This window comes from Pseudomonadota bacterium (assembly GCA_026388315.1).
Classification (GTDB): Bacteria; Desulfobacterota; Syntrophorhabdia; order Syntrophorhabdales; family Syntrophorhabdaceae; genus MWEV01.
On record JAPLKA010000030.1, the window covers coordinates 1 to 11,046 of the forward strand.

Sequence of the window (11,046 nt, forward strand, 5' to 3'; positions counted from 1 at the left end):
TCATACGGGTGACGGGACAAAGAATATATTGTCGGATTGGAAAGAATGCAAAATCCTGAACCCCATGGCCGAAGACAACAATGCATATATGAAGGTGATCGAACAATACATCAAAGAGGTGGACCATGTCGATATTGTAGGAGTATGCGCCGGGTTCGACTCTTATGTTAAGGATATCGGACGAAAGCTGGAAACATTTGATTTTTATCAGATGGGCTTTTTAATGAAAATCCTGTCGAAAAGAATGGGACACAACAGACGTTTTGCAGTTTTAGAGGGTGGATATTATTTACCGGATCTGGGAAGAAATGCCCTGGCTTTCTGTAATGGGTTTGAATAAAAATGCAAATAAAATTAGAATTTATCAGTAAAGATGTTCAAAAATCGGCTTACAACTGGGTCAATATTAGTTTTAACGGAGATCTTGTCGGAAAATCACGCTGCAAGATCCTTTACGAAAAAATAACGATCTTTTCAATAAATATTTACCCTGAATTTGAGGAAAAAGGATTTGGGAAAGAATTCATCGATATCCTGAAAGAGATGTTTGATGCCATTATTGCCGATAGGGTCAGGTACACTGCAATTGGTTTCTGGGAGAAAATGGGGTTTTCACGACAGGGAGAGGATAACTACAGCTGGCATAAATGACCAGGAACCTGATGGTTCTTCTGCACATGCGTTCTCCTTTGTTTTATATGGTAATCGATATTTTCCCTTCGACAAGAGACTATTTAGTTGTAGGTGTGTGCAAACCTCGCCAATGTGCCAATATTTATGAAAATTTTTGTTTATTATGGGTTGAAAGGTGTAGATTTTTGATCGTGATTTTTTCAGTAGGAGATGGTAATGAAGAAAAACAATAATAATTTTCTTGACATATATTGAGCATGATATCAGAATAGGATAAAAGAGTTATACAAAATGGGGGACCAAATGAAAAGAGAGTGTTACGTAACCACTTTATTACTGATTTTTGCTTTTCCTATTATATTTCTGACAGGATGTGCCACAATCCAAAAGGCAGATATCCAGCCGGTTCCAGCAGAAAAACCTCAAGTAAGCAAAACTATCGCCGCTGAGCAACCCGGCAAAAGGCACCTCAAGAAAAAAGTGGCAATAGCACGGTTCTCAAATGAGACTGTTTACGGGCAAGGATTCTGGGTAGACGAAAACAAAGACCGCATAGGAAAGCAGGCTTCAGATATTCTGTCCACGAAACTTGCCGCAACAGATAGATTTATATTATTGGAACGTACTGATATTGACAAGATATATAAAGAGATGAATCTGGGAAGTCTGTCAAAACTCAATATCTCGGCAGATTACTTGATAATCGGTTCTGTTTCAGAATTTGGCAGAAAGACCGTCAGCGATGTAGGGGTCTTCAGTCGTGTGAAGAAACAGGAAGCACGTGCAAAGGTAAATATACGCCTTGTTGAGGTAAAGACAGGGCAGATCATCTATTCTGAAGAAGGTGAAGGTGAGGCTTTCTCCGAAGCTGGAACGGTAATGGGGGTTGGTGACCGAGCAGGATATGATTCGACGCTCAACGATAAGGCTATCGGAGCCGCCATTTCAAAACTCGTAAGCAACGTAATTGAGAACTTGCTCCATAATCCATGGAGATCATATATCCTTGCGTACGAAAATAACAGTTACATTATTGCAGGTGGTAAATCACAGGGTATAAACATTAATGATACATTTGGGGTTTACAAAAGGGGCAAGGCAATTCGTAACCCACAAACCGGTATGATGGTTGAGCTTCCGGCCCAGTTAATAGGAAAAATAAGGGTTGCTTCATTAACGGGAAGTGATCCGAATAATGAAATCAGCATCTGCAATGTTGATGTAGGCAGCATACCAAAAACAGATTTTGAAGAATATTATATTCAAGAACTGTGAACCAAGAGGGGGAGATATAATGAAAAAGTTCTATTTATTTATTTTTTGTGTAATGCTTTTGTTTTCATGTGGATACCAAACAGGAGTAATTCAAAAAGCAGAGAAAGGATACATTCAGTTTTCGGGCAGTTGGGAATCGGATGAGGTAGCAGTCAAAATCGATGACAGAGAACCTTTTAAACCAAAACCTTCCGATACGAATACCCTGTTTGAAATAACACCTGGTAAACATTTAATAAAAGTTTTGAGGAATGACAAAATTGTTGTTGACCGTGTGATTTTTTTAGAAAGTCAGGCAACGTTTGAGGTTAAAATACCATGAAAAAATACGTTCTACTAATTCTGATATCAATATTGTTGGTTGGATGTGTGACAACCCAGAATAGACCCGAATATGCATGGGGAGACTATTCGTCTTCGCTTTATGGCTCAAAAAAAACACCCACCGATGAAAGCCTGAAGAATCATAAAGAACTTCTCCTTTCTATTATGGAAGAATCGAAAACTAAGAACTATAGAGTTCCACCTGGAGTTTTTTGTGAATACGGCTATATCCTCCTAAAAGAAGGAAAGAAGGAAGAGGCCTTTACTTATTTTGATTTGGAAGAGCAAACCTATCCAGAGTCCAGAGTGTTTATTCAAAACCTCAAAACATATGCGTCAAAATCTTCAAAAAAAGATGATACTCCGAAAAAAGACAATAATGGAGGTAGTGATAGCCAAGACAGTAAAGATAAGGCTGCAAACACAGATAGCAAATAAGAGGGGGGTATATGAAAAAAACAGCAGGATATATTGCAATATTTGTTGTACTGGTGATACTGATAGGCGCTTGTGTTCCAGTTATAACAAAGGTTGCCAAAAAGGATGCTTTTCCTGAGATGTATAACGAACGTCCTCTCTCAATTTTAGTTCTGCCTCCTATAAATGTGACAACAGCCGCCGATGCTAAAGAATTCTACCTCACAACGGTTGCAGAACCCATGTCATATGCAGGTTATTATGTTTTTCCTATAGAGGTAACCAATGACATCTTAAAATCGGTTGGCTTGCATGACACTGAAATAGTAGGTGAAGAACACCTTCAGAAATTTAAAGAGTTCTTCGGGGCTGATGCGGTTTTGTTCGTTAAAATTGTAAAGTGGGATACAAACTATTCTATTTTAGCCGGAAATGTGACTGTTGGAATAGAGTGTACACTCAAGTCAACCACAACAAATAATGACTTGTGGCAATACAAAGGCACGGTTGTAATAAATACAACCGCTCAGTCAAGCGGAGGACACCCTCTTGTTGGTTTAATTGTTCAAATTATAGCAACTGCCATAACAACAGCTTCGACCGATTATGTCCCTATTGCCCGGAGAGTAAATTATATGGTTATCGGGAGTATGCCTTATGGTAAATATCATCCCAGTTTCGACACAGACAGGGAGGTGGAAATAATTCAAGGAGATATGCGTGGTTTCAAGTAGACAGATCAGATAATAATGATTCGCGTGCATGTGTCGTTACAGCGTTAGCTGATTTTATAAGTTATACTCCATTTCATGTGGTAACAGTTTCATTCTGCAGTATGCCCCAATGCTTGACTTGTAGGTGATATACGTACCACCGTGATGCTATTTGTTAATAAAAATTGACCTTCCCTTTCTACTCATTTATCTCATCCCTGCTCATTTATCTTATGTTTCAAAACAATACCCAACTTAAAAAGCAGTACCTTCCTCCCTTTAATCTCCATCCTTGCACCTGTCTTAGGATTTCTCCCTTTCCTGGCACGTTTCTGTTTCACCCTGAACTTACCCAAACCAGAGATCATAACATCTTCATCCTTTGCCAATGTTTCTTTTACAATCTCAAAGAATTTATCTACTATATCATGGCATTGCGGTTTCGTAAGATCCAGTTTCTCATATACCTGTTCAACAATATCCATCTTCGCTATAGCTTTTTTCATTAATTCCTCTCTATATCTTTTTAACCATATCAAAACCCCTACTTCAATGATTAATACTGAATATTATTCATTATTTCAATGAGGTAGCCTTGCCATTGTTCCCAAATTGTCTATGGATGAATCTTTTTCTATGTTTCAGAATGGAATTCATTTTATGGTATATATATTCAAAATCATGTACAGGTCAGAACAGAATAAGAAATCCGGTAAGGTTATGCCAACAGCTATAAAAGCATTATCTGCTATCATTGTTTTCGGTATACCTTTAGTACCTGGAGTTATTGTAATAGCCGGTTATGGAGCATACAAGGCTTACAAGAAGATAAAACATCAGCACCCTAAGCGTGAGCTATGTGTATAAAAATCTATATTCGTTCACCCAAGCTTCACAGGAGAACAGAGAGATGAAAAAGGACACCAGCAAAACTAATTCTCTCTCATGGCTCAAGCATGGAACAAGGCTTCAGGAAAATGGAGATATGGAAGGGGCGATTGAAGCATATACAAAGGCGGTATGGCATGACCCTGATCTTGCAGACCTCTATGTCATAAGAGGATATGCTTACGCAAAAACAGGCCGATTAAGACAGGCCATGGGAGATGTGAACAAGGCTATCGAACTGAACCCTGAAATGTATGAACCGTATTTTCTCCGTAGCGTTCTCTATTCAGAAAAAAAGAAATACAAAGAAGCCATTGAAGACCTTACTACATCCCTGAAGCTTGACCCGAAACGTGCGGAGGTCTATTGTATAAGGGCATCGATATATGAACTGAAAGGGGAAAAAGTGCTTGCCTCGCTGGATTATCAGATGGCTGCCTTGCTGGGGGATAAAAAGACGCAGGAGTTTCTGAGAAGTCAGGGGATTGGGTGGCCGCTCGGTGGATCTGAGAGCGGTTCTGCGAGCAAGAACTGAACATAGATGTTTTTAGCGTAAACATAGGGATAATTAAGAAGGGGGCCACGATATCATTACAGATACCGTGGCGAACTGGGTGGCATTTCTTCTTGGGGGGGGAATTGCCGGTACCAGTCTGATGTAGTATATCATAATTGATGGAATGAAGTAATGGGCAAGAGATAAAGTTGTTATTATAACTGACAGGAATGCGAGCTATACAAAGTTTCATTGGTAATAGTGATCCCTCCCCTGCTTAATCTTTACGTATGTAAGTTGCCCCACATAAAGACCAATGTGAAACCGATAAATCCATAGTTTATATGTTTCACATGGATATACGTTGACACAGCTACATATCTGCTATAGTATTCTCAATATTCTTAATATCTTGATGCGTCCCGCCAATACTTATCACCAAATGGAGGTCAGTTTGAAAGATCCATCCAGTACACATCCGGAACTGATCAAAGAAATTTCCGCCTTAAAACAGAGAATCAAAGAACTGGAAGCAACTACAATATCCGAAGATGAAGCCCTCGATATCATCAACGCCGTACATGAGCCTTTGATCAATCTGGATCAAGATTTAAGGGTAGTCAAAGCCAGCCGTTCCTTCTATGAATTCTTTAAGGTAAAACCCGAAGATACTGTGGGACAGCTCATTTATGACCTGGGCAATAAACAGTGGGATATCCCCAAACTGCGGGAATTGCTGGAAACCATCCTTCCCCAAAAGGCAACCCTTGACAACTATGAGGTTGAACACGATTTTGCTACCATAGGCAAGCGCATAATGCTTTTGAATGCCCGGCAAATTCAAAGAGTGTCGGGAAAGGAGCGGATCATCCTCCTGGCCATCAAAGACATCACGGAGCGAAAAGAACTGGAACAACAGCTCCACCTGGCCATCGAGGACATCACCGAACTAAAAAAACTGGAACAACAACTACATACCATGTCTCTCACAGATGAACTCACAGGCTTATATAACAGAAGGGGGTTCTCCACCCTTGCCCAGCAACAGTTGAAAATAACTGACAGGACAAAGAAAGACATGCTCCTCTTCTTTGCTGATCTGGATAAGATGAAACATATTAATGACACGTTGGGTCATCAGGAAGGAGATAAGGCGCTTGTCGAAATTGCAACCATCCTCAAAGAGGTATTCAGGGAATCAGATATTATCGGACGTATCGGAGGAGATGAGCTTGCCGTCCTTGCAATAGATACCACCGATGAAACCAGAGAAGTCCTCACGAATCGTCTGCATAATTACCTTGATGATTACAACAGGCCCGAAGGAAGAAACTACACGCTCTCCCTTAGCATAGGCATAGCGCACTATGATCCTGAAAAACCCTCAACTCTCGACGAACTCATGACTAAGGCAGATAGACTGATGTATGAGGAGAAGAGGAATAAACAGCATTAAAGCCATTCAACTCACCATGTGTGTTTCATATGAACTCCATATTATTCCTTAATATACTGGTAATCTCTGATTATATCTCCTTTTCAATATCTCTCAGATCATATAAAGGCGTTTGTAAAAACAGAAGAGAAAATATCCCTTGCAGCGTCCTCTACATGTCATGACAAATTATGGTTCAAGGTCAAGAAGATGAAAGAAGAAGGGAGAGATTCTTGATATAACGAACAAATAAGACCGTCCTTCCGTTATTTGACGAATAATTAGCCACATACATTACAATCAAAATCATCAATACATAATGATTATAATCAATTTGATTTGCGGCACAGCATGTGCATAATAAAAGTGTATGCGAAGTTAAAAAAATAGGAGGAAGCAAGAAATGAAGAAAGCTTTAATGTTTGTATTGGCAATTATCATCAGCGTAGCATTCGTTACAACCGTATTTGCACAGGCACCGGCGGCAGCTCCTGACAAACCGGCAGCAGAGAAAGCAGCCCCTGTAAAAGCCGATAAACCCGCAAAAGCCAAAGCAATGAAGGCGACTGGTGAGGTCGTAAAGATCAGCGAAGAAGAAGGAATCGTTGTCGTGAAAGGCAAAGATGGCGACGTAATCTACGACATCAAAGACGTGAAGTGGAAAGCATATAAAAATGCTAAAGAAGTGAAAGCCGGCGAAATCGTTGTCATTTCTTACATCGATAAAGACGGTAAGAAGGTTGCCAAAGTAATAAGCAAGTCGGTAAAGAAGGATAAGAAGGCAGCAGCCCCTAAGGCTGAGGACAAACCAGCAGCAGCTTCCGCACCAACTCCTGCAGCAGCACCAACTCCTGCACCGGCACCAGCACCAGCAAAGAAGTAGTATTGGTGTGACACATTCAAGGGGACACGTTAAGTCAAGCCGGCAGTATAAGGTGTTGAACAAACCCCATCAGAAGCCCTTAACCGTTATGGTTAGGGGCTTTTTTTATGGAAAAGATATCTTCCGCAAGGCAATTCATTTATAAAAAACTGTTTTTCTCAAAAAACATTGCAGGAAAAGGGGCGGGGTAAACCGTGCGTAAATAAAGAGCTTCATTTTCAATGCGAATTGGAATTAGAATAGTTCGAAACCGACCTGTTTGAAGTGATCATCAAACGTAAAGGCCTTCTGCAGACTTAGCTTCATCATCAGTGCGAAGCTGGTACAGTCTGTAAAGCTAAATTCCTTGTCTCCGTATTTCTTGAACAATGCCCATGCTTTTAGTCTTTCTTTATCTGTGACATCTTCGATTGAGACTATAGTGCTGTTCATTAGAGCATCTCCAAAAATAACTGCCGCTCTGTGAGAGACTCTATACCGTATGATGGTTATGCTCTCGTCAAGAACATACTCTGATGTCACGAGTTGAATCTTTTGCTGCTTTACCCTGGCGCTTCTTGATACGGCTTCGCCATGATACTGGTCATTTTTATCGTTAAGCGCAAGCCATGCCGAAGTATCAACAAAAAGCCTCATTTTGGTTTCCTATATAAATAGGTATCATGATTTACTGACAGATCTTCATCCCTTGACTGACTTGAACCAATCATGCTCCACAGCGGATCATTTTCCCAATTCTGCAATGTATCTTTTTTTATAAGTTCCAAAACAGCGCTTCTGACAAGATGAGAGAGAGTGGTTTTTTCCTTGTCGGCTTTTCTTCTTAGTTCGTTCAATAAATCTTCCGGGAAATACATCTGCGTTCTTTTAAGTGTTGGCATTTTTTCCTCCCACGATGTATATTATATACACCATGAAATTCATTGTCAAATCCTGGAATAAAAGTTTTTATCCTGGTGTGGAGTTGGGACAATCACGATATCAATACAATAAACACGCAATAGAAAAAAAACACCCATTCCGCCTATCTCTACCAAAAAATCATCTGATTGTGGAAAATATCGAGAGATTGGTTGACCGAATATCCTTGGGAGAAATCAGGAGATAATACCACAGAGTTGGAACGTAAAATTGACCGTTTAGTGTGCTAATTATATGAATTAACACCAGAAGAAATCGCAATTGCGGAAAGCGAATAATGGTTTATGGATTTTGACCCAAGGGCATCAAAAAACTTTTAATATTTAAAAAGCATCTCGCAGAAAGTATTTCTTGCATATAAAAACCCTCTGTCAGCAAAAAGCCAGAGGGTTTTTATGGTGCCTATCAACACCTTATACTACCGGCTTGACGTTAAGTGCCTCCTTTTTTTATCCCTCAAAGCTGATCAGACTCAATTCACATTGAAAACCATATAAAGAAACATTTCTGAAAAACATCCACCTTCTCTGATTTTCACAATATTAGATTATCCGAAGCTGCAAGATTCAAGGGGGCTGAATACCCCCTTTGTTGTTAATTTACTTCAGATGATTTGCTTGGAGCTGGTTTGCTTGGAGCTTTTTTCTTCGTATTCTTGCTTTTCGACTTCTTCGTCTTTTTTGCTTTCTTTTCTGGTGCTGCCTTCTCTGGAGATGCAACCTTTTCAGGTGCTCCAGCCGGTGGCGGAGTTGCAGTCGGAAGATTTACTTTGTCCTGGGCAAATCCTGCTGAAGCAAAGGCTACGCTTATAAGTAATGCAATAATAATGACAAGTGTTTTCTTCATTCGTTTCACCTCCCTTCTTTTATTGATTTTTCTCTGTTTGCTGCAATCTGCATCTAATGGATGCAACAAGCATTTCAAACTCTTCCTGTTCCAGTCTCAGGAGAAAGTCAAGCCGGTTATCTGTCCTGAGAAGTTCCAGGGTAATCATTAAAAGCTTTTCTTTTGTCATGGGGGTCTTTGCAATATATTACTACTTGTTGTTGATAAAATCGAATGAATTATGGAGAACCGGAAGATTGCAGCGGCAAGATCACTTTTCCAGTTCTGTGCCGATATCGATAATTACATAGTTTCATACTGAACATGGGGGGGGGTGAGAAAGAAGTGGACCCCCCCCCATAGAAAATAATGTGGGAAGTATGGAAGGTACGAATTCCGTACATTTTGGACATTTTTTACTTTATTATCTATACCCTTGGGTTTTCATCCCTCCCCCGGAGTATGTAGATATTGAGTATTGTAAAGATTGAGAAAGCGACGGAATTTCTTTAAGAGGTTATTTTAATGACTCCTCAATTTCGAGTTTCCTGATCTGAAGCAGTTTCAGTTTTTTCTCGATATCGGATATTTCCATTTTGATTTTCTTCAACTCAAGCTGGTCTTTAACCTTCTTCAGGTATTCTTTGCCAAGCTCACCAACTATGTACGCTTCAAGCTGTGATCTCAAGATTTTCAGATAGGGATTCCCCCATATCGATCCCTCCCGGTATTCCAGTTTGCCGGCGTTTATGCCTTTGATAACAAATTCGCGATCAATTCCGTATTCAGATTTTGCTGTGACATCGCTGAGAGTTGCTCCTTTCCTGTTCCACTCTCCATATTCCGGCATATATTCCGCCTTCAAATAATTGAGTTCATCAGACTAACAAGGATATTATCTTTTAAAAAGACCTCTTTTTCAAGTATTTTGCCAGTATCAACTTCTTCCCAGTACCTCATATGGGCAACATGGTCTTTTATAAAGAAGCAACTGTGAAAAACTTGATCATTTCATTAGCATATGGTGGCGAACAGGGAATAATCTTGCATTTCCAGAAAGAATTATTCATACTTGTCCAGATATTACAAATGGTTTCACAGAGAAACCCAATACACAAGGAGTGTTAAAGATGCCGGAAGGAAAGGTTAAATGGTTTAATGAATCAAAGGGATTTGGTTTTATCGAGCAGGAAGGTGGCAAGGACCTGTTCGTACATCATTCCGCAATTCAGGGAGAAGGTTATAAATCGCTGGCAGAGGGTGATAGTGTCAGTTTCGATGTTGTCCAAGGCCCTAAGGGTCCTGCTGCTGAGAATGTTCGTAAGCTGAAAAAGTGATTATATACGTTTTAATATTTCAGGTGTAGCTCTTGGCATTGGCGAAGGAGCAACAAGTGTCGAATGATCGGCGCGATCTAACGCAGATTCAGAAATTTTCAAGTCACACCGGTGCAACTTGAAATAAAAAATGCATCGGCTTATTTATATATCTACCAGTTGTTGATAAGGCAGAGAATTTCCATAGCCTCCAAGAAGCTGTAATCCTGGATAACCAAAAGCAGCATCTCCAGAATCTCTGCCATTTATTATAATTCCCGTTAATCCCAGATTCCATAGATTATAACAGGTCCTTCTGAATGAGAAGTACCTGAAAGGGTTTTATTGAAGTGGAAATGAAAAAATGTCATGGCAAAATTCCATGAGCTGGGAACTTTACCCGGCATCTTCAAACACAGAGGGATTCACTGCACCGGCTCGTAGAAACATCGTTTCGGCGAGGCTACTTTCCCCTCCTTTTTCAGCTTATCGATTATCTTGGAGACCTCATCTTTGTCGATATCGGATTTCTTGGCAATATCTCCGGGCCTCATGGGTTTTCCTTCCTTTTTCATTGCATCCAGAACCATCTTTTCTTTTGCATCCATATGCATTGCCCTCCTTCTTAAGAAATATTCATATGACTTCTCATCTTCACATAATAATAAGACAGAAGTAAAGGGTTGATAAAGCACATAGTGTCTTTTCTATTATTGACTTATATCGGCAAAGAATCTTATAGGAATTTCTTGCCGATCTCTTTCCAGTGCTGCAAAAAAACCATTTCAATATCTCAATTCTTGAAAAGAATGTGACGATAAAGTAAAATAATACACTGTGTACGCAGCGAAGCGTGACGTCAGGGGGCCGATTACCGAAAAGACATTCTGCTGAAGGAACGGGTATATTGTGAACAATAA

At 39.9% G+C, this 11,046-nt stretch carries 19 protein-coding genes; 11 read left to right on the forward strand and 8 right to left on the reverse strand.

What is annotated here, in order from left to right:
• The 6 genes from NTX75_02680 to NTX75_02705 all read left to right on the forward strand — a co-directional run.
• The coding region (locus NTX75_02680) for a histone deacetylase family protein (protein MCX5815134.1) at window positions 1-340 on the forward strand (340 nt) is incomplete at its 5' end.
• A gap of 2 nt (window positions 341-342) precedes the next feature.
• Window positions 343-651, forward strand: coding sequence for a GNAT family N-acetyltransferase (locus tag NTX75_02685; GenBank protein ID MCX5815135.1), 309 nt, complete (start codon window positions 343-345; stop codon window positions 649-651).
• A gap of 285 nt (window positions 652-936) precedes the next feature.
• Complete coding sequence (locus NTX75_02690; GenBank protein ID MCX5815136.1) at window positions 937-1,908, forward strand: curli production assembly protein CsgG; 972 nt, start codon at window positions 937-939, stop codon at window positions 1,906-1,908.
• A 19-nt stretch (window positions 1,909-1,927) separates the two neighbouring features.
• Window positions 1,928-2,230, forward strand: coding sequence for a hypothetical protein (locus NTX75_02695; GenBank protein MCX5815137.1), 303 nt, complete (start codon window positions 1,928-1,930; stop codon window positions 2,228-2,230).
• The gene (locus NTX75_02700; GenBank protein ID MCX5815138.1) at window positions 2,227-2,670 is read left to right on the forward strand and encodes a DUF4810 domain-containing protein; all 444 of its coding nucleotides are present in this window, start codon (window positions 2,227-2,229) and stop codon (window positions 2,668-2,670) included. Before NTX75_02695 ends, NTX75_02700 begins: the two co-directional genes overlap by 4 nt.
• An 11-nt stretch (window positions 2,671-2,681) precedes the next feature.
• Window positions 2,682-3,383 (forward strand): DUF799 family lipoprotein, encoded by a 702-nt coding sequence (locus NTX75_02705; GenBank protein MCX5815139.1) that lies wholly within the window; start codon window positions 2,682-2,684, stop codon window positions 3,381-3,383.
• Between the two features lie 191 nt (window positions 3,384-3,574).
• Here the strand turns inward: NTX75_02705 and NTX75_02710 are convergent, their stop codons facing one another.
• Window positions 3,575-3,868: an integration host factor subunit alpha gene (locus NTX75_02710; protein ID MCX5815140.1), complete on the reverse strand. Its 294-nt coding sequence runs from the start codon at window positions 3,866-3,868 to the stop codon at window positions 3,575-3,577.
• A 154-nt stretch (window positions 3,869-4,022) separates the two neighbouring features.
• On the opposite strand from NTX75_02710, the gene NTX75_02715 reads away from it, so the two are divergent.
• The 4 genes from NTX75_02715 to NTX75_02730 all read left to right on the forward strand — a co-directional run bounded on the left by NTX75_02715 (window position 4,023) and on the right by NTX75_02730 (window position 7,064).
• On the forward strand, window positions 4,023-4,229 hold the full coding sequence (locus tag NTX75_02715) for a hypothetical protein (protein MCX5815141.1): 207 nt from the start codon (window positions 4,023-4,025) through the stop codon (window positions 4,227-4,229).
• Window positions 4,230-4,272: 43 nt separating this feature from the next.
• Window positions 4,273-4,785 carry a tetratricopeptide repeat protein gene (locus NTX75_02720; GenBank protein ID MCX5815142.1) on the forward strand — a complete coding sequence of 171 codons (513 nt, stop codon included), beginning with the start codon at window positions 4,273-4,275 and terminating at the stop codon, window positions 4,783-4,785.
• Window positions 4,786-5,200: 415 nt separating this feature from the next.
• The gene (locus NTX75_02725; GenBank protein MCX5815143.1) at window positions 5,201-6,202 is read left to right on the forward strand and encodes a diguanylate cyclase; all 1,002 of its coding nucleotides are present in this window, start codon (window positions 5,201-5,203) and stop codon (window positions 6,200-6,202) included.
• A gap of 382 nt (window positions 6,203-6,584) precedes the next feature.
• Entirely contained in the window at window positions 6,585-7,064 is a 480-nt protein-coding gene (locus NTX75_02730; GenBank protein ID MCX5815144.1) for a hypothetical protein, read from the forward strand.
• 234 nt (window positions 7,065-7,298) lie between these two features.
• On the opposite strand, the gene NTX75_02735 is transcribed toward NTX75_02730, so the two are convergent.
• The 5 genes from NTX75_02735 to NTX75_02755 all read right to left on the reverse strand — a co-directional run bounded on the left by NTX75_02735 (window position 7,299) and on the right by NTX75_02755 (window position 9,660).
• The gene (locus NTX75_02735; protein MCX5815145.1) at window positions 7,299-7,700 is read right to left on the reverse strand and encodes a PIN domain-containing protein; all 402 of its coding nucleotides are present in this window, start codon (window positions 7,698-7,700) and stop codon (window positions 7,299-7,301) included.
• Entirely contained in the window at window positions 7,697-7,945 is a 249-nt protein-coding gene (locus NTX75_02740; GenBank protein MCX5815146.1) for a hypothetical protein, read from the reverse strand. The genes NTX75_02735 and NTX75_02740 overlap by 4 nt, the downstream gene beginning before the upstream one ends.
• Window positions 7,946-8,579: 634 nt before the next feature.
• Complete coding sequence (locus NTX75_02745; GenBank protein ID MCX5815147.1) at window positions 8,580-8,831, reverse strand: hypothetical protein; 252 nt, start codon at window positions 8,829-8,831, stop codon at window positions 8,580-8,582.
• Between the two features lie 19 nt (window positions 8,832-8,850).
• Entirely contained in the window at window positions 8,851-9,000 is a 150-nt protein-coding gene (locus NTX75_02750; protein MCX5815148.1) for a hypothetical protein, read from the reverse strand.
• 327 nt (window positions 9,001-9,327) lie between these two features.
• Window positions 9,328-9,660 (reverse strand): hypothetical protein, encoded by a 333-nt coding sequence (locus NTX75_02755; GenBank protein MCX5815149.1) that lies wholly within the window; start codon window positions 9,658-9,660, stop codon window positions 9,328-9,330.
• 280 nt (window positions 9,661-9,940) lie between these two features.
• Here NTX75_02755 and NTX75_02760 point away from each other — a divergent pair, with 280 nt between their 5' ends.
• A complete protein-coding gene (locus tag NTX75_02760) occupies window positions 9,941-10,147 on the forward strand; it encodes a cold-shock protein (protein ID MCX5815150.1) in 207 nt (68 codons plus the stop codon).
• A gap of 404 nt (window positions 10,148-10,551) precedes the next feature.
• Here NTX75_02760 and NTX75_02765 read toward each other — a convergent pair whose 3' ends face one another.
• Together NTX75_02765 and NTX75_02770 are read right to left on the reverse strand one after the other, a co-directional pair.
• Window positions 10,552-10,734 (reverse strand): helix-turn-helix domain-containing protein, encoded by a 183-nt coding sequence (locus NTX75_02765; protein ID MCX5815151.1) that lies wholly within the window; start codon window positions 10,732-10,734, stop codon window positions 10,552-10,554.
• Window positions 10,735-10,780: 46 nt separating this feature from the next.
• Window positions 10,781-11,046 (reverse strand): hypothetical protein (locus NTX75_02770; GenBank protein ID MCX5815152.1); only part of this gene is annotated, 266 nt, incomplete at its 5' end.